Genomic DNA, 20,171 nt, shown 5'->3' on the forward strand with positions numbered 1-20,171 from the left:
GTAAAAGTTAGGTTGAAGTGTGGCAAAGTTTCTCACCAGCGCCCGAGCGGTGGACATGCTGGGACGTCAGCAGATAGCAGGAATACCGACAGCTGTATCGGAGATATTCAAGAACGCCTATGACGCCTACGCAACTACAGTGCGCGGTGACTACTTTCCCGCCACAAGGGTCCTGACTGTCCGGGATGACGGCGTCGGCATGAGCTTTGACGACTTTACGTCACGGTGGCTAACCATCGGAACAGATAGTAAGGCCCGTGATTCAACGAGACCCCTACCATCGGTGCCATCGGGTTTCAAAATTCGCAGACAGATGGGCGAAAAGGGCATAGGCAGGCTCGCCATTGCGAGCATTGGCTCACAAATGCTAATCGTAACGAGGGCGCGAGAAAAGGTCGGAACGGCCGAAGATGAAGTCGTTGTTGCTCTTTTGCAGTGGTCCATTTTCGAGGTTCCGGGGTTAACCCTTGATGATGTAGTAATACCGATCAGACGCCTGAAGGATATATCGGAACTGAATAGCTCTCTCGTAGCCGAACTCGCTGAAGAGATCTATGAATCGATCGATCAGCTAGGGACTCGCATAGGCACTGATCGGCGCTTGCAAATAATGGAAGAATTGCGTGTCTTACCTTTCGACCCAAGCCGCTTCCTGAGCCTAAACGGTCCTAGTCTAGCTAGAAATGGCGGCACAGCTTTCATCGTGGCTCCGGCGAACGATGATCTTGAATCAGTCATTACTTCCGGCCCTGACAAAGAAAATGGGGGAATCGTAAGCCCATTTCAGCGATTTTTGATGGGCTTCTCAAACACGATTACTGGAAATTCTGAAGACTCCGATCTGGTGACTGAGTTTATACTCCACGCCCAAGATGGTCCTGTTGACCTCATTGATCCCGCTTCATTCTGGCGCCCCGAAGACTTTGAGACGACGGACCATACCGTTGAAGGTCAATTCGATGAATATGGAACCTTCTCAGGAAGAGTGTCGATTTACGGATCCGAGCCTATACACTTAGTGGAGTCCTGGCCAGCAAATCGCGGTGCAAAAACTAATTGCGGACCGTTCCGAATTAAGTTCGGTTATGTGCAGGGTGAGCAATCGGGCTCCCGGTTGAATGCTGAAGACTTCGCGCTAATGACTTCAAGGCTACAGCGTCTCGGAGGCCTTTACATCTACCGAGACGGAATTCGCGTCCTTCCTTACGGAAATTCCGACACAGATTATCTTGAGATGGAGCAACGAAGAACTAAAAATGCTGGTCGCTATTACTTTTCTTACCGTCGTATTTTCGGGGCCATCGAAATCGACAGTATTAACAATCCGGGATTGCAGGAGAAGGCCGGGCGCGAGGGTTTTCGTGAAAATGCTGCATATCGTGATTTTACTGATGTGCTTAAGGGTTTCCTTGTACAATTGGCCGCAAACTTTTTTTCAGGTAAGACCCAGGACTCTGAAGAATTCAGACGGCAACGACAACGCCTGAAGGACCGATTCACGGCACGTTCTGAAGCTGAGGATGAAGAGAGAAGGGCTCGTGAGGCGTTTGCTGCTTCGCTTGAAAGTCAACTGAGTGAATTTGAATCAGGGCGATTCGCGGCGTTGGTCACTCGCGTCGTGGAAGAAGCCGTGGTTGAGAAGCAGAAGACAATCAGTCAACGCGGGGATAGCGAATCAGGCGAGCTAATTAGAACCAGAGCTGCAGGGGTGCTCAATGAACTTATGCAGTCGTTCGATCTAACGAGACCGACGGGCGTGGGACTGACTGCGGTACAAGAGCGAGAGTATGCGTCCTATATTCGCGCCCGCGCTCAGGCAGCCGAGATCATCGAGAGGGGTGCCCGGCAGCTTGATCTTCTAGCGACTTCGGAACGCTCCGTGTCGATCGACTCCCTCAGCGACCAGCGGTTACGAATCGAGAGGGCGGGGCAGGCCGGGCACCAAGACCTTCAAGAGGCATACAAGAGCGTCGATAGTGCTATTGCCCTGGCAGCACAGAACACCCTCGATGCTGCGCAGCAGGAGGTACGCGCGTTCAGTGACGCACTGGATAGAATTGCTTCGAATTTGCCGGATCGAATCAGCACCGCTAAGGAGCTCCGCACCCTCGATGAAATTCGAATTGAGGCGGCTCTTCGGCGTGGAAATCTGCAAGATTTGTTGCATCTGCTCGCCGCAGTTGAGACCGGCTCCTCTTCGCTATCCGATAAGACGTCACTTCAAGAACAGATCTTAGATCTTCAGGAACAGGTCGAGGGAAACCTGGAGTTGATGCAACTAGGGCAAGCGGTTCAAATAGTAAGTCATGAGTTTGAGGCCAGCATTCGAACCGTAAGAAGCGGACTTCAAAAGCTTTCACCCTGGGCGCGATCCACTCCGCGTCTAGAACCGATTGTTAGAGATCTGAGGGCTTCCTTTGCCCACCTTGATGGATATCTAAGGTTGTTCACCCCGCTCCAACGGCGTCTGTATCGACAAAAAGTGGTAATTACAGGAAGTCAGATATCCGAATTTGTCCGCGGGGTATTTTTTGAGCGATTTGAGCGTCATAACGTTCGTTTTGAAGTTGCCGAGTCATTTCTGAACTGGCAGTTTCGAGGGTTCCCCTCAACCTTTTATCCGGTTTTTGTAAACCTTATCGATAATGCAATAGCATGGACTTCCAATAATCATGGTCGAACCGGGGTAATATTGCTCGACGCGGACGAGGATGGCCTTCTCGTTTGTGACGATGGACCAGGGATCCGGCCGCGCGACCGTGACGCCATTTTTGAGCGTGGATTTTCCCGTCGTCGCGGAGGGCGAGGTTTGGGTCTTTCGCTTTCCCGCGAGCTGCTCGCTCGGGACGGCTGGGAAATCGAACTAGAATTTGATGAAGCAACAGTGGGCGCGAAGTTCCGGATTCGTCCGACGGCGCTGCAGAACGAAATGGGGACCGCATGACCGTCGACAAGGATAGCGTGACCGCGCGTTTCCTGCAGAGTGCCGTAATTCTAGACGACGAAGCGTACGATCCGTTCGACTTTGACGATGGAATCGTTGAGGCCGCCTCTTTGGGTGGCGAGGGCCTCGAGGAGCTGGCTGAGGCTCTTGAAGAAGAGAATACGGAATTCGCCGGCTCTGACAGCGGCGTCCCTGATGATGTCTTGGAAGTGGCGGCCCCGCCTAGAGCGCTCTTCACTGAGGCTGTTGTTGAAGGCTTCGCCGACTTTGGTATCGCATGCGCAGCCCTAAAGCCGGTGGCTCCCGGGAGCACGAAGAAAGATCATGAACGCCTCAGGGCTCTTGCCCGTCGGTCCGACATAGTGATTTTGGACTGGCAGCTGAGCGGACCCGGCGCTTTACCGATAAGCGATGGTCTCGGCGAGGCGGATCGTACGTCTCTTCCTTTCCTACGTGAACTACTGGAGGACGATAAGGATCAGGGATCGAGATTCCGCCTGGTATGTATTTACACCGGAGATCCGGGGATTCAAAGAATTCTTCACCGCGTCCGGGATTTGGTGGCAAAAAATTGGGACTACCCTCCTGCGGTTGATGAAAAAGATATGTCGCTAGTCGCAGGTCCACTTAAGATTGTCCTCGTCGCGAAGAAGCGGGTGGGAGTCGCGCATGAGCTGAAGTCAGTCATAGCTGCCGAGCTTCCAGCCCTCATGGTCGAGGAATTCGAAAGGTTCGTGTCGAAGGGCCTGTTCCCCGAGATTGCTCTTTCCGCGCTGAGTGCAGTCCGGGACGGCGCTCACCACTTGCTCCGTCGCTTCGAGTCAGATCTCGATCCCGCATTGATGTCCCACTTCTATCGAACCGGATCAGACGCGACCACTGACTTCATCCAAGGACTTCTCACAGATGAGTTTCGTTCCGTGATGTCTGCACCCAATTCCCAAGATCTGCTTAGCGCTGATGCGATGGACAAACGCGTTTCTAAGCGCCTGAACGAACTCGGACCGTCCTACCATTTGGCTACGACTAGAAATGGTGCGACGGCTGAAAAATTGGACCTTACCTTGCAACAGGTCCAACAGGTGTTGAGCGGCTCGATTGGGACCGGAAAACTCCAGATTCCCCCGACGGGCAGGAAAGTGGACCCCTTTAGCCTAACTTCCGTTCTACTTCCTTCGCGTGCTTGGGAGGAACTCAGGAAGGAATCCCTGTTGATTGACCAGCGCCTGTCCATCTTGTCCTGCATGGAGCGGACGCCGACCACTGTCGGCATAGATCTACCGCCGGTGCTTCAACTGGGTGCAGTTATAGTATCGGAGGAACTTGTAGCTGGTTCTAGTCCTGATGAATGGCGAAAGCACCAGAAGTTTTGGCTGTGTCTCCAGCCCCTATGCGATAGCGTGCGTCTGGACAGGAGTACTGCCTTTCCGCTGTTCCCACTTAATCAAAACCACTCTCAAGCGACAGACATAATCCTCGAATATGACGAGGCGATTCTGGGGCTGACGACCTTCGGTGTGAAGTTCAATCAACTGCATCTGCCCTATTTTGCTCCTCACGAGCAAGCAAAGACCGTTAATGCGAGAAAGTCCAGGGAATCCAATAAGGATCGATGGGTTTTTTTGGATGCATCAGGGATCAGGTACGAGTGGGTCGGGCAGGTGCGACAGTGGAAAGCTCAAAAACTGGCTTCAGGCGTCGCTTCAAGCGCTAGTCGGATCGGGCTCGACGAGTACGAGTTCCTCAGGAAGTTGGGGTCGACCGTCGAGTTGTGACGTGATCGTTATGCCATCATTGTCTGGCTGGGTGGGGTTAGGCGGCCCGTCGTCGCGGGATTCGCTGACTTGAATGTTAGAGGTCGGTCTGGGTTCAGTGTCGCGGTGTCTAGCATTCCTTTCTATGAACCCCGGCCAGTTGGCGGTTAGGGACCGGGCGATGCGGTTCACGTCTGCGTTCTGGCTGAGCTCCACCCGTACGGCTGCCCTGGGATCCTGGAGTTCGGGACGGCAGCCCCTGACTCCTGAAATTGAAATGCGCGTGGAAGAACTTTGCTCTACGGGGCCCAGCCAGACGAAGGGAGCTTGATATGGCGCTGGTGACATGGATCAAGCAGAAGGACAAGATCGACGGCACCATGAAGAACAAGGTGTATTCCTTCTTCGAGAAGCTTCAGAAGGACGACACCGCACCAGGGCTCCACATCGAACCCATGCACACTCCTGCGGACCCCCGCGTGCGAACCGGCCGGATCGACCTCAACTACCGGGCCGTGCTCTTTAAGGTCGCCTTCGACACCATCCCGCACTACTTCTACTACGGCGCCTGGCCGCACGACGAGGCAATCGACATCGCCCGCTCCAGCGTGCTTCAGGTGAACTCCATCAACGGCGTCCTGGAGGTCATCCGGGCATCCACGCCTGACGGTGATACGCCTCCCCTCCCGCGCATTCCACCAGTTGTTCCAGTTGTTGCTGATGCCCCGACGCTGGAGCCCGACGTCGAGTCTGAAGTTCCGGAGGAGGAGCCCGGGTCGCGTCAGGAGGAGACCCCCGGAGCTTGGATCAACCCGCTTCTGGGTTGCGGCATGGACCCAGCTGAACTGGTTTCAGAACTTGGCCTCGCCGCAGATCTAGTGGGCCGGGCATTCGCCGCGTCCTCGGACGAAGGACTCCTGGACGTTTTGGACGAGGCTCCCGAGTGGCAGGCGACTGCGCTCCTTGAGCTTGCTGCTGGGACCTCCGTCCAGGAAGTCCAGGACAAGCTCGCGCTAAGCCGCTACGTGGACGACCCGCAGGCGACAGAAGAGGAGAAGATCCGGAAGTCACTGGAGCATCCGGCCACGAAGATGCAATTCACGTTCGTGGGTAACAACTCCGACGAGCTCAAAAGGGTCATCGAGGGTGGCGACTTCGATTCCTGGCGCACGTTCCTTCATCCGGAACAGCGTGTCTATTCCGAACGCCGCTACAACGGCTCCTTCCGTCTCTCCGGTGGTGCCGGAACCGGCAAGACGGTGGTCCTACTCCACCGCGCCCGGATGTTGGCCGCGGCAGAACCGGCGTCCCGAATCGTTCTGACTACCTACACCACGACCCTTGCTGACTCGCTGGAAAGCGGGTTGTCAAAGCTGGATGCCGATCTTCCCCGGGCGGCAAAGCCGGGCGCACCCGGCATCAACATTTCCGGTGTGGATTCACTGGTCAGCAAGGTGTTTCGCGGTGCTCAGGAAATGGAGCAGCGCCGCGCCATGAAGGATCTTTTCGGACTCGAGGTCTCTGCGCCGGGGAAGATTCTGGACGCGGATAGTGCCCGCCAGCAATGGGAGTCAGCCTTGGCCGACGTCGATCATCAGCTGGAGCTAGAGCTCGCCAATCCGACATTCCTCCAGCAGGAGTACGAAACGGTGATCCTGCCCAACTTCATCAGCGGCAAGGATGAGTACCTGACGGTGCCCCGCGCTGGCCGCGGCACCGCCTTGAACCGGGCGAAGCGGCTTGCAGTCTGGAAGGTCGTGGAAGCCTACCGGTACTACAATCGGATCGAAATGCATGCCTCGTTCGTGGAGCTTGCGCACCTCGCTGCTCTGGTGCTTCGCCGGCGTGCAGAGGCCAGCGGAGCGCGTCTCGCTGATCATGTACTGATCGATGAAGCGCAGGACCTGCACGCTGGCCACTGGCTGTTTCTCCGGGAGCTGGTTCAGGCGGGACGGGACGACCTTTTCATCGCCGAGGATTCGCACCAGCGCATCTACGGCCAGAAGGTCCCGTTGTCCCGTTTCGGAATTGGCATCGTCGGCCGATCACGCCGGTTGACTCTCAATTACCGCACCACCCAGCAGAACCTTGCGTACGCCGTCGGACTTCTCAGCGGAGCTTCGGTGTCGGATATTGAAGGCGACCAGGAGTCAATCAATGGCTATACCTCTTCGCGGGTAGGGCCGCGGCCGGAAGAAATAGCTTCCGCTTCCATCGCTGACGAACTGGACAACCTTGCTGACTATCTGCGGAAGTGGAAAGACGAGGGAGTTCCACTGGAGACCGTTGGAATCCTGGTCCGCTCCAATTTTCAGGTCGGCAAAGTCATCAATGGGCTGAACGAACGGGATATCGAATCCAGGACGGCGGGTGCAGCGACGTTGCCTGGTGTGCCGTCAGTGATGACAATGCACCGGTCAAAGGGTATGGAGTTCACCCGGGTGGTTCTTTTCGGGATTTCGGACCAAACCCTGCCGGCTTCCTACCAGGTGAAGGACCTGGCACCGGCTGAGCGGGCCGATGCCATTCTTCGTGAACGCTCGCTGTTGTATGTCGCGGCAACACGCGCCCGCGACGGTTTGGTCGTGTCCTGGAGCGGAAAACCGTCAGAGCTGCTTGGTACAAAGTAGTTTCAACACTTATCAGTGTCAGTCACAGCCATTTGGGGGAGTAATGACGGTTAGTGCGGTTGGGAAAAAGGCGCGCTGGTGGGACGGCGACGCTTCGCAGCGTTACTGGATGGAACTGGTCAACGTGGACACTTGGGGGAGCGAGCTCATCGCTCCGGATACTTCCCGATATGACCTGATGCACGATGTTCGAATTGGCGATGTGGTTCTTCACTGGGTCGGGAAGAATAATCCCATGGGATTCAAATCGGGGATGTACGGCGCCTCGATTGTGGCAGGCGAGTTGCAGCCCCGGGCGGGGGACTGGTTCGGTAAGCCTGCCAATACGATTCCCCTCACGAAGTACACCGCCCTGCCTCGGCCCTACCTGCTGACGGACCTTCGGGCGGATCACCAGGAAGACATTCTGGGCGTCAAAAGTGACCTTGAACGCGACTTTTCGGACACGGTTGGCCTCACTATTTACTTTCCGTTCCAGAAGCATCCGACCAGCGGACTCAAACCGAATCAGGGCTATCTCTTCAAGCTGCCCGCGGAAGTCGTCAAGACGGTTTACGGGTTGCTGCCCGACAGTGACTGGGGCGGATTCGACATACCGCTGGTTGCGCCGCCCGTCGGCGGACAGAATGGCGTCAAGCAGCGCTACGCGGGCTTCTGTGCTGACCCGATACTGAAGAAGGCGATCGAGATGCAGGCCGTCCGCCAGGCGATTGCTCACTACGAAGCAGCCGGGTACAGCGTCGAAGACGTGGGCGCCTTCCGGTCCTACGACTTGCTGGCCAAGCGCGGAGAGGAAGAGCGTCACATCGAAGTGAAGGGTTCTCAGGGATACGTCCAGAAGGTCATACTGACGCGCAACGAGGTCACGCGCGCGAATGACTATGGCCTGACGGACCTGGTTGTGGTGGCGGATATCCAGTGGGAGCGCCACCTTGATGGTTCTATCGCCACCGACGATGGGACGATGAGCGTCTACCCCGATTGGCGGCCCTCGCCGGAAAACCTGAAGCCGCTGAGCTATGAGTACTTCCTGGACTAAGACGTGGAGCTGTGGGGGTCGGAGGTCCGACCCCCACAGGCCCTCAGTAAGCCTTCTCGGCCAGCTTGTCTGCTAGATCGCCGGGGGAGAAGTCATCGGTGTGGTAGACCGTCCAGCCTTCCTCGGCCAGCCAATCGTCCCGTTCCTCGTCTCTGTCCTCCAGGACGGCGACGCGTGCGCCAGCCCAGGAGAGATCGATCTGCCACTGGTTATCCGGGCCGATGTCAGCGCCCCAATCGCCGGGATCGACGTCGGCCTCAACAAGCTCGGAAATGAGCTCACGCAGGCCTGGGCCAGACTCAGCAAAAACAGTGAGCCACGGACTCTGGCGGACACTCTCTGGGACATCGTCGGCCACGGCGTCGGCCTTACTAGTGGCCGCATGGCCCGACGATTGAATGGGATTCAGATCAGCCCAGTCTCTGAACCCGAGACCGATCTGCCCATGTACCCCAAACAGAGTTCCGCGGTCGAGGTTCGAATTGAATAGTTCGCAACTGGTTTCCGGGACCAGCACACAACAGTGACAGGCAGCGAGGTTACGGGCGTCCGTGCCGGAACCCCGGGACTCAATGCAGACAGGATCTGCGGAGCACCATGACGTCCTGAACAGGCCTTCTTCAAGGGCAGCGCCCAGGCGGCCCGGACCTGCCTGGGCAGCGATCCCGCCCAGACTTCCGGCGGAATCTGAGGACGCCGTGTACAACAGCACGCCGACTTGATCCTGTCCTACGTAGAGGCGTTCCCGAATGGAAGATGCCGGGTATCCCGCGTCCAACGAGAGCTGGTCGATGACGATGTGGGAGAGCGTATGAATCAGGGTTTCCACGATGCTTACCAAGACAGGGTCTTGGCCACGTTGTTCGGCTGCCCGTTTCGCGTTGTACCGGAGCGTCTTCTCCCTGCCGGCGGCGAAGTCTGTTTCCGCCCAGGCCTCGACCTGTTGCCGGTCGAGTGCAATGAACAAACCCTCACCCAGGGTTTCTATTGCAGGCAGCCAGTCCTGACGGTTGTCGTCGGGAAACAGCGGAGAAGGCTTGGCCTCAGGGTTGTCTTCACTCCGGGGGTGCAACCGGCTGAAGCCATAGAGCGCCCGAACCTCCCGGAGGCGCGTGACTTTTCGAGTGGCTTTGATCCAGTGGTTATGCGATTCGGGCACAGCAACTTTTTCGGCCACGAAGTCTGTGTCCGGGCTGTCGCGGCGGCCGTTCATCAGAGCCATGAATTCTTGCTCTCGGAGCTGGTCCTCGGACAGCTCGATCTCATCGCTTCCGTGGAACTGTCGCCTTATTTCTGCGCGGAGCTCGTCGACGGAAAAACGGCCGTCAAAGCTCTCCACGATTCCATCAAGCACCCAGGTGGAGCCAGGCTCCAGTGCCTGGGGCTTGCTGAGCTGTGAAGCGTTAGCGGTGACAACCTTGGACAGAAACTCGGAATAGGGCGGAATGGAGATGGCAGAACGAACGACGGGAAACCAGACGTTGGACGCACCTCGCTGGACAGTCTTGGGCGGTTTCCCGCACTCCCGTTCCCGATAGCCCCATCCAAGCCACGGGCGGTTGCCCTGGCACTTCATTTCCTTGAGCGCGATCGAGTTGAAAGCGTCAGCCATTGTCCTTGATTTGCTGCACGAGCAGCGCACAACCATGTCAGCAAGCGAGGATGTGCGGCCCTCGGACGCGAGACTCAGCAGATGCTCGGCGTCGTCGTTCGGAGTGTAGCCGTGGACCCAGTACGCGTAAGGGAAATCATCGATGTGCCCGTCTTCGCAAGCGATGACGAAACGGGATGGCGTTAGCGGTGCCAGTGACTTGCACAGGCCGCACTTGGGATCCTCGTATGAGGCCTGCAGCTGTTTGACCGTGCCGATCCGATCGCAGTTCGGGCAGACAAGCATCTGGGGAAAGCGCACGACGGGAATTTTGCCCCGGGCGCCGGCCGGTGGCAGCAGCAACTGGGAAACATGCAGACTGCGGGCCAGACGAGGTTCGCTGACCGGCTTCAGATGCTTCTTGTCCCATTGGTCGATGCTCGTGATCATGAAGCTGTTGTTTTCCGCGGGGAAGAGGCTTCCCACTCCGAACGTGGAGATCAGCTGGCTGCGCCGGGCGGCGTATGTTTTCTTAGCCAAGGGAGGCGTCCTTCCTCAGGGGGGCGGGGCGGAGGGTTGTTTCGGCATCTACATCGCGCATGCTCCGCGGCGTAGGCCATGGGATGGTGCTCGTGCTGTAGACGAAGTCAGGATCCTCAAGGGCCTTGCTTGAATCGATAAGCAATGCTTGCGGGGATTTTTTCGTCGCCTGATACGGCAGGTCAGCGTCGGCAAGAGCAGCCTTCCGCCAGATGTTCAGGAGCCGCTCCAGCTCTTCGCGCGTTGCCTCGGCTTCCTCCGGATCGATGGCTTCCACCCTGTCCCCGATTAGGGACATGATCTGATCGACCACATGGGACTCAACACGTACCTGACCAGCCACCCCACGGAGTTCCGGGACGAGCATCCGCAGCGCCGACACCAATGTGGCGTGAAGACCGCGGTCGCGGGAACGGGCTGCGAAGGGCGTAGCGCTGGTGGCCTCCACAGCCCGGTACAGGGCCCCGTGGAAGTCGTTAAAAGACTCGTAGTGCGATCGGTCCCGGGTCCGGGCCGCATTGAATATTGTCACGACCAGACCCGGGTGCTGCCGTCCTACCCGGCTGGTTGCCTGGATATACTCGGCGCTGGATTGGGGCTGGCCCATGACAGCCATGAGGCCCAGCCGGTCCACGTCGAGGCCAACCGAGATCATGTTGGTGGCAAGCACAACGTCCTCTGGCGTGAGTCCGCTCATCAAACTCTTCTCGAGGGACTTCAGCGCTTCAGGGATCTTGTGGTTTTCGACGCGACTGGTTAATTCTGTGAGCTGGATGGTGCGGGAGGACGGGCGTTCCTCGCGCTTTGCCAGCAGGGAAAGCCGGGCGCGCACGTCGTCGTACACCTGAAGATAAGCCGAGCCCAGAACACGGAGGCTATTGAAGTAGCCCACGAGCGTCCAGTACGGGTCTCGGTCCGTCTCGTCGGCGGCATCGATGACGGCGGCCGAGTGGAGCAGCGAGGCGTACGTGCGGACCATCAGCGTCGCGTGACTGGTCCCCGAGGCCAGGACGCCGACGTACTGACGCGTTCCATACTCATCTGCTGGGGCCTTCTCCGCGAAGAAAGAGTCGTCCGGGTCGAACCCGGGCGGCGGGAAAAGACTTGAGTCTCGGTTGAAGACGGAACGGATTTGCTGCTCTGCTCTACGGATGGTCGCCGTCGAGGCAATGATTTTTGGCTTACGATGAGCCGAACCATCGGGGCGATTTATTCCACTTGCCGCCAGATCGACTGCGGTCTCGAAGAGTCCAACGGTGGAGCCCAACGGGCCGGAGATCAGGTGGAGCTCATCCTGAATGATCAGGTCGGGTCCGATATCGGATGCCGAGTTGCGTCCAAAGAGCGTGGAGACTTCACCCCGCCAGGACATGCCAGCAAACTTGTCCACAGTCCCGATCACGAGCTCGGGCCGCTCCCGGTAGACATCGGTATCGATGATGTGGACCGGCAGACCGTCCACGAACTGGCACTGTTTGTTGGCGCAGCTCACGATCATGCGTTCATAGGGGACCTTGACGATCCGGTAATCATCGACGGTGAGCCGAGTTCCGCACCAGGGGCAAGCCTCGATCTGTCGAGGATTTCCCTCAACTACGTCTTCATTTCTCCTCAGCTTGGCGAGATTCGTCTTAGCCGTACCAATGTCGTTGGGCGTCGCGCCGCCACCGACCCAAAGCCCGATGCCGAAGGGCTCATTTCCAATGCGCCCCTCGTTCTGCTGCCGAACGGATTCGAGTGAACAGATGAGCATGGCTGCGCGCTCGAACTGCTGGATGGTCAAGAGTCGCAGGGTGTAGCGCATGATCACGGCGACGCCGCGCACGGTGGTGTCCCGCAAGCGGCGTAGCAAGAGCAGGTAGGCGATCAAGCCAAGATACGCTTCGGTCTTGCCGCCACCGGTGGGGAACCACAACAAGTCAGCGACGTCGCGCTCAGGATGCTGATCATTCGTGACAGATGGCAGGTTGATGAGGATGAATGCAATCTGGAAGGGGCGCCAGGACTGTTCGCCTAGGACAAACTCGCCTTGTGCGCCCTTGCGGACCCAGTCCTGGCGTGAGCGCTGCATGTGCATCGCCTTGTTGGCCAGCTGGAATGCCTCGAAGGCATCGTTGTCGGTCGCCAGGAGGCTGATGCCGGCGGCGATTCTTTTGTGCGCTTCTGCGGCCCGATTCATGTGGTCAGTACCGATGCCCCGTAGGTGCTCAGGGACATGGGACGGCCCTTCGGCGGTCATTGAGCCGGTAGTGGCTTCGATCCAAGACGAGTAGTCCTTGGCCAGCTGGGTCAGTTGAGCAACGACCTCTTCCCGAGTGGCGGAACCCAGGAGCGAAAGTGACAGGTTGGCGTCGCTTCCTCCGGCCATGGAGCGGTGGACGTCTTGCCGGGGGACAAAGGTTGTGGCAACGCGCTGGCAGAGCCGATTTGCGACGTCGGCGTGCTTAACTTCAACAGCACAGCCGTGACCGGCGCCGAAAACCATGTGGTTTCGGTACAGCAATTCTGAGGAAGCTAGATCCGGGTCCGTGGGGAGGTCCAGGCGAAGCTTGGAACGATCAACCAACGCGGGCCGCTCGGTGCGGACGGTCAGACCGGCCTGGAACCAACAGGCAACGTCTTTGTCCTCGGAAGCGCCCGGCTTCGGCTGGGTGTTTCGGAGAACGACGGTCACCGTCACAACGTTGTCTTCCGCCGGGCGGACCAATGCATACAGTTCAAGCGCACCCCCCTCGAGCAAATGGTGCTGGGGACCTGGGGAAGCCAGCTCAACGTCGACTGGACCTAGGTCGGCTGCCTGCCGCTGCCAGTCATACACGTCACGCTTTTTGCTTCCGCTCTGGCGGTCGGTTTGCACGGGTGAATAGCGGGCCGCGGCCGGTAAAACCTGAAGTGAGGACGATAGCCGGGTGTCGACGGAGACCGTCATGCCTACGCTGCTCGGGTAGGTCAGCCGGGCGTTCGCCACCGGGCTGTCGACTGAGGCTTCGCCGGACACAGCAGACACAGATTCGGGCTCGTCTGGCGCCTCAACGTAGCTTTCGTCGGCCACGGGCCACAACACACCGGTGACGTACCGTTCGAGGGGCCGCTCAGTGATCAGCTCGTCCGGAGATACTGGGCCGTACAAATCGGTGACCAAGCGGTCCACCATTTCGCGTCGAAATGCGTATTTGGCGTTCAATACTGACAATGAATTCTCCTAGTCGCGGATCTGGCGGATAAGACCGGTGAGGCGGGGTACAAGCCACATGCCGGATGCCCCTAGGCCCGAGAGTCTTGTTTCTTCCGGGTGCCCGGTGGCACATTCAATCGAGGTCACCCGCGCGCCTGTGAAGCCCGCGGGCCATCTCCAGTTCCGGCTGTACTTGAAGCCGAAGGATCTTTTGAAGTCATAACCGAACGACTGGCTCGTTCGACCGATCACCCTTCCATCCCTGGTGGCGAGAACGTAACGCGGTACCTCGCCGGGGCCAGGTTCGTCTCCCTGGAGGGTTCCGGACACGATCTCGCCCAGAAGTTCGTCGAGGACGAGGTGTTTCTGCACCGCTTGGGCGTCTCCGGTTGAGGGGTAGTAAGGGGACACGTCGTCAATGTCCGAATTAGCGAATTCCATGCGGTCCGTGTACAGGCCGTTTTTGCCGTAAGCCTTCTCCAGCCAGCGCCCGTTTGCGGAGTCCATCCTTTTGAGTAGATTCTTTGGGAGCTTGGTGGAAATAATCTCCTCGCGAGCTCGGCTGAGAGCCACGTATTTCTGCTTTAACGTGTCCGCGTTTATTTTTGCCGCCGGCCCACCGGATGGCGGCTGCAGGTAGAGGACATTGGTGAACTCGAGCCCTTTGGCCCGATGTACTGTCGAAACAATCAGCGGAGCGACGTCGGCCACCGTGAGGGTCAAGGGAATCGATCTGCTGCGCAGCCGTTGGCTAAGCTGGGGGACATTCAGGGAGTCGTAGGCGGAGAAGTTGCCCTCGGCTGTCTTCAAGGCGAGCCAGCGGTCGGCTGCTGCCTCTCCAAAAAGGTCGTTCAGTCGGGACTTGATCTCACCGGCGTCGTACGTCCTATCTTCCAGGTCCTTGAAGACCTGATGAACCCACGGCGCCACGCTCATGTCCTGGGCCTTTCGCCGGATCAGGTGCGGATAGCCGTTTTCCCAAAGGAGCTCGCTCGCGATGAGGACCTCGTAGTTGGTCGAACAAAGCAGAGCCGTTGTGTCGCCGTCGTTCGGACTGAGCGCGCCGGACTCATTTAGTACGGAGGTGCTGGAAACTTCCCTGCGGAAATCGTCGAGCAGGCTGTGGGCGGCCTCGCACGCTGACTCGTCGAGTGCCCCCAGGTGGCGGATCTCGTCACCAACGGAGATGAGCTCCCTCGTCCGATCGGTCACCGCCCTGTAGTGCTTTGCCAGCGTCAGTTGGTCAGCGTCAAACTCCTTGACGAGCGTTTCGATGAGCTCCGCCGAGGTGAGTTTGGACTCGGATTCTTCCAGCTGGAAGTCGTAAATGCCCTGCAATGGGTCGCCGAGCACGGTGAAACCCAAGTCGTCGCCTAGAGCGGAGAATAACGCCATGACGAGCTCCGCGCGGTCGCCCACGAGGTCCTGAGCTTCATCGACCAGGATGTGCTTTAGATAAGTGACCCGATCGGGCGTTTCGTCTCCGGCGATGTATTTCGTGGCTTTTCGGATCCGGGCGTCAAAGCTATCGCCCAGAGTCTCTTCGTCCATGTCGATCAGAATCTGCGCCGCAAAGGAGTCGAACGTTCGGATTTGAAGCCCATCGAGATCATGGATGCGTGCCCGCTTCCTGACCGCCTCGACGGCGGCCCGAGAAAAGCTGAGGACGAGTATCTCATCGGCTGGGTTCAGGCCATCTTCCACCAGGGTCTTGACTCGGGCCAGCAAGACCTCGGTTTTTCCTTGGCCAGCCGCTGCCGTGACGAACATTCGAGCATCAGGCTCGGCTTCCGCGACCGCTCGCTGACTTTCGTCGAGCTTTATCTCAGCGAGCACTACGCATCGACCTTCCACAGATAGTCCAGCTGGGTGAACGCCAGCTTGTGGCCGTACTGGTCCAGATTGTCTTTGACGTTGACGATCAGAACTTCTTCGCTTCCTCCGTTGAGCGGTCCGCGGAGGCCGCGGCCGATCATCTGGATGTATTTGTTGGGGGAAAATGTTGGCCGGCAAACGTACACGGCGTCGACCTTGGGTGCGTCGAATCCCTGAGTCAGCACATCGAAGTTGGTCAGCACACGGATCTTTCCGTTGCGGAAGTCCTCGATGATGGAACGCCGGTGGCCCAGATCAGTCTTGCCGGAGATGGCGGCCGCAGGTATGCCCTCAACGGACAGGACGGCGGCGAGCGCCTCGGCATGCTCTACCGAGGCGGCGAAGACCAGAGTCGGTCCCTTCGTTTCGGATGCCTTGATGTGGTCCAGAATGGCTTCGTTTCGTTGGGTGCTGTCCGCAACCTGCTGCAGGTCGATCCGGGCCTCGAGCATGGCGCTCTGGGAATCTTCGTCCGTGGCCGAGCGCATGTCTTTCAGCGTGAGCTCGATACCTTTCAGCTCTTCGTGGTTCACCTTGGCCAAAACACCCATGCCTTGGAGGTACTCGTGGGCGTTTTCCGCGGTGAATTCATGAGGCTCGATGAGGTTGTGTCCGAACCGGGCAACCAGCCGCTCAGTCGCCTTCTCGTTCGTGCCCCGATACGGCGTTGCCGAAAGACCTAGCAGCGACCGCGATTTCTCGGTGAATGAGCGGCCAAACCAGGAAAGAACCGGGGTGTAAGAAGTTGCAGTCGCCCCGTGGGCTTCATCGATAATGACCAAGTCCGGGTTAGACATCCATTCGTACATGGGGCGACGATTCTGCTGAATGCTAGCCAGCGTCTGAATGGTTGCGACGACGAGGTGAAGTTTCGTTTCTTCTCGGATGGCGCTGTTCCCGCCCCACAACCGGCTCACCGCCATTCGCTCACCGGGAACCCCCGCCGCCTGCCAGACGTAGGTCCAAGTGTCTATGGCCTGCTCGCAGAGTTCTTCAGATTGAGCAATCCAGATGACCAGGCGGTGTTCGCCCTTCGGCGACGATTTGATATCTCTAATGACGGATTCAACGGCCACGCGTGTCTTGCCAGCACCCGTGGGCAACTGAACCAAACCGCGGCTGTGCTTGGTATCCCCGGCAAGGAGGTCGACGATCTTCTTGCTGGTCGTTTCCTGGTACGGGTGGAGGGGGTTCAAACCCACCGGTCCAACGAACTCTTCGCGTTCGGGCTTCTTCTTGATTGACTCTCCAGCCATAGCCGGGGAGAACCCGAGTTCTTTCACGAACTCTTGGGCCGTGCGCCCACCGCGGAACTGATCGGGCGTTTCAATGCCTGCCTCGGAAAGTGCTGGTTTGAGCACCTTGAGGAGACTGCTGCCGTGCAGATTGCTAACGATCTCGAACAGGCGTTCGTCGGTGAGCTCAAGTTCACGGGCGTCCAGCATCTTCATGACCGCGTCTGGAATTAGCTTTTGGAGGGTCTCCCGGCCAACAAGTTCGGCGATCTTGCCGGCATCCGTTTTTTGCTTGTTGACTCGTCCGATTCGAGCTTGGGCTTCGTCGTCCTTCTTGAGCTGCCGCATTGCCTGCATGACCTGCGCTGTCGCGCGTTTACTGCCGAAGGCACCGAGAATTGTTGTGAGCAGCGCCTGGTCGCCTTGCGGTGCCCGGTAGTAGAGGACACCATCCTGGAGGTAGGACGCTTTAGGCGTGGCTTCAGAACGCGAGTCAAAGCTGTTCGTCTGAACTTCATCAACTGAGACGCACGGAACACACAGGGTTTGAACGGAAACTTCACTGGCCGTGCGTTTGAGGAAGGGGAACCTCGACCTGATACTTTCCGGCGTTTCTCCATCTACCGGCGTGGCGCGGGCAGAAGTATGGAACTCCACAATGACCGGTTTGATTCCCCAGTTCTCAGCCAAAGCTTCGTCCAGATCCGGATGGCCCGTGTATAAGACGGGTACGTCCGCTTTTTCAACAAGGTAGTCCCGGGACTTAAGGTCGGCGGCCAGAACAACATCCGACGTCAAATAGCGTGTGTTCCGGCCCCCGCTAAGGGGCGTCAGGAGCTCCTTCGGCGGACGGACATCTAGGGCAGCCAAAGCTCCATAGAGTTCGTGCAGCTGGAGCATCGGCAGACGCTGCTCTGCCAGAACGAGGACGGAGCTCCAGTGGACTTGGCGAGGATCGCTGGGTAGGCGTACGGCTGCCGCGCTCTCATCGCCCGGGAAAGGCAAATAGTCTGCGGGTACCCCATCAATCCTTCCAACGCAGTGTTTCGTGTCTATGGTTCCGAGCGGGGTTTCAAAGGCGCCATGCTTTTTGACCCACCAAAGGTCCGGGCCGTCGATAGTCTCAGAGGCCCGGAAGCCGCTGCTGAAGTCGACTTTGGTCGGGTACTGTGGCCGGCTCAGAATAGTGCGAGTGACTTTCGCGCGGGTGGCTGCTGATGCACTGACGAGGAGGTGTAGTCCATCTGTGGTCAATGCCTGACCAAAGCGTATCCCCGCTTCGGAAAGCCGGACAGGCCCATTTTTCGACTGGTCGGATAAGCGGCCTGCTTCCCCGGTTTTCCACAGATCGTAGGAGCCGCCGGTGCGGACCATCTTTGCGTCTCCGAGCGACGTTCTTGCTCCGAGGTTTCTCAGCAGGGCGATGTCGTGGGCGTGAAACTGATCGTCCACAAGAACATGCTCGTCCCCGACGCTGGTCTGCGGGATCAGGCCACCCGACAGCCAGACGTCACCTAGTTGACGCCACTTATGATCGCGACAACGTACCAGAATCTTCGTGGGGTCTGTCCGCTCATTAACTATGGCCAGACTTTCTGGGACGGCAAGCGAGCGGGTGAGTTTCCAGAGGGATGCGGCCAGTTCCGGGTCTGCATAGCCGCCAGCGACGTCGTTGGCGACGCGGCTGACGATGCCCCGGCCGTCCTGTGCCTGGAGGTCCAGGGCCCGAAGGTACGAGTTCGCATTCCCATGATGCATTAGTTCGTAGGACACAATATTGGGTGACTCGTCGTCGGCCTTCATGGGGAGAAAAACCCTAGAAATAATCGGCGGCTGGACGCTGCCATCTGACATCAGCACGATTCGGCTTCGCCTCATCGCGGGCCGGTAATCTGTGTAAGACTTGTCGATCATCGCGGCGAGCTGCAGGGCGTTCTCGTAGTCCTGAAGCTCTCCAGCTGCGACAACTTCTTCCAGCCACTCCTCAAGGGATGCGCGCTTAAGGTTTGCCTCCTTCAAAATGCGCATGACCTGGGAGTCCCGCCGAAGGGCTGACGAGTGCAACCAATGGCGGTCCAAAGTGACCCATGAGTCCCAAAGAGCGATGAGGCGAGTTGCTTCTTCCAGCGCAGGTTGTACTTTGATTTCGCTAGGGAGCCTGAGCACGCCGGATCTGTCCGGCAGACACGGTGCGAAGGGCAGGATTTCAAAGATGGGTTTGTTGATTACAGAGTCGGCCCACGAGCTTGACTCCTTGTCACGCGACGGGAGAATGTCCAAAAACAAAGCCGGGTCTTCGGGTGTTCCGAGGTCAGGCAGTGCGCTTGCCACCATCCGAGGAAGGGTGCGGGTAAGAATTTCCCGATTGTATTGGGACTCAAGCATGCTGTGGCGGTCTTCGTTCATTTTAAAGGCCGCGTTAACGATGCCACGAAGCGAAGTCTCATGCTGAGTCGGGAAGTAGTTCCAGAATCGGCCCATCTTGCGGCGTTGGTTGCCAGTCAACGGAACGGCCCAAGTCACGTCAACATTTTGTCGTGCAGCTATGCTTCCAGCCTCAATTGCAGCTTGGGTGCTGACTTCGTGACTATTTTTGAAAATGAGCCATTCGTTGCCGTCGGTGCCGTTGGAGAGAGTTACGCGATTGACGTCCCGAGCTGCGGTCCACGTCCATGAAGAGCTCTGAACCTTGTCCTCAAATTCGAGGGAACCGATTTTGTCGGAGAAGAGGAGAAACTCCTCGGGAAACTTCTTCATCTCTTCCGAGAGCCACGTGACGCTGCCACTCAAGGGAAGCTTGACCACCGTGGTGGACCATTCAAAAAGATCAGAGAGGACCGGGTCCTTCGCGGCTTCGAGGTCGGGGTCCACCGGGGTGGCTAACCGCAGAATTGGATAGGCGTCCAGGCCCGGATAGAGGCTTTCCAGAAGCATCCGACTTTGATCCTGGCTCCATGCAACAGAGCCACTTCGGCTGAAAATTTTGGGCTCTGCCGTGACCTGAATGACCGACTTGAACCCAAGGCCAAAACGGCCGATCTCGTCGTCACGCTTCTCGGAGGAGTGAGACAGCATGAGGGTGCGGAAACCGGCTTCTGTGAAGGGCTGCCCTTCGTTTGCACAATAGAGTGCATCCGTTGTCAGAACCACACGGATGCGGCCGCCCGGTTCCTTGATTGCGTCAGCTGCATTCTGGACGAGCTCGTTGAGCTGTTTCCGACCGTAACCGCTCTGAGAGATGGCCGCCTCGATATTGCTGTGTTCGCGAACGAGATCCGGTCGGGCCCGATAAGCGTTGAGGGCGCTTTCCGTTTCCGCTGTAACAAACTTGCTGAGCGGTGAAGCCGCCCCAGCCCATGACTCCTGAACCCTCATTGGTTCCATCCCC

At 58.1% G+C, this 20,171-nt stretch carries 8 protein-coding genes; 4 read left to right on the plus strand and 4 right to left on the minus strand.

The genetic code is table 11. The annotated features are described in order from the left end of the window. The first annotated feature begins 19 nt into the window (after positions 1–19). From QK291_RS14350 to QK291_RS14365, 4 genes are all read left to right on the plus strand, one after another. Entirely contained in the window at positions 20–2,944 is a 2,925-nt protein-coding gene (locus QK291_RS14350) for an ATP-binding protein (protein ID WP_282383073.1), read from the plus strand. After that, positions 2,941–4,719 carry a response regulator receiver domain gene (locus tag QK291_RS14355; RefSeq protein WP_282383076.1) on the plus strand — a complete coding sequence of 593 codons (1,779 nt, stop codon included), beginning with the start codon at positions 2,941–2,943 and terminating at the stop codon, positions 4,717–4,719. The genes QK291_RS14350 and QK291_RS14355 overlap by 4 nt, the downstream gene beginning before the upstream one ends. Before the next feature lie 311 nt (positions 4,720–5,030). After that, positions 5,031–7,328, plus strand: a complete 2,298-nt coding sequence (locus tag QK291_RS14360; RefSeq protein ID WP_282383078.1) for a 3'-5' exonuclease — start codon at positions 5,031–5,033, stop codon at positions 7,326–7,328. A 43-nt stretch (positions 7,329–7,371) separates the two neighbouring features. Then, a complete protein-coding gene (locus tag QK291_RS14365; RefSeq protein ID WP_282383079.1) occupies positions 7,372–8,367 on the plus strand; it encodes a DUF3883 domain-containing protein in 996 nt (331 codons plus the stop codon). 43 nt (positions 8,368–8,410) lie between these two features. On the opposite strand, the gene QK291_RS14370 is transcribed toward QK291_RS14365, so the two are convergent. The 4 genes from QK291_RS14370 to QK291_RS14385 are packed head-to-tail and all read right to left on the minus strand — an operon-like array spanning position 8,411 to position 20,158. Continuing rightward, a complete protein-coding gene (locus QK291_RS14370) occupies positions 8,411–10,498 on the minus strand; it encodes a DUF1998 domain-containing protein (protein ID WP_282383080.1) in 2,088 nt (695 codons plus the stop codon). Further along, positions 10,491–13,691 (minus strand): helicase-related protein, encoded by a 3,201-nt coding sequence (locus QK291_RS14375; RefSeq protein ID WP_282383082.1) that lies wholly within the window; start codon positions 13,689–13,691, stop codon positions 10,491–10,493. The genes QK291_RS14370 and QK291_RS14375 overlap by 8 nt, the downstream gene beginning before the upstream one ends. A gap of 9 nt (positions 13,692–13,700) precedes the next feature. Next, positions 13,701–15,509 carry a UvrD-helicase domain-containing protein gene (locus QK291_RS14380; RefSeq protein WP_282383085.1) on the minus strand — a complete coding sequence of 603 codons (1,809 nt, stop codon included), beginning with the start codon at positions 15,507–15,509 and terminating at the stop codon, positions 13,701–13,703. Beyond that, positions 15,509–20,158, minus strand: coding sequence for a DEAD/DEAH box helicase family protein (locus QK291_RS14385; protein ID WP_282383086.1), 4,650 nt, complete (start codon positions 20,156–20,158; stop codon positions 15,509–15,511). Before QK291_RS14385 ends, QK291_RS14380 begins: the two co-directional genes overlap by 1 nt. Positions 20,159–20,171: the final 13 nt, after the last annotated feature.

The sequence above is a fragment of the Arthrobacter sp. AL12 genome, assembly GCF_029960645.1.
Classification (GTDB): Bacteria; Actinomycetota; Actinomycetes; order Actinomycetales; family Micrococcaceae; genus Arthrobacter.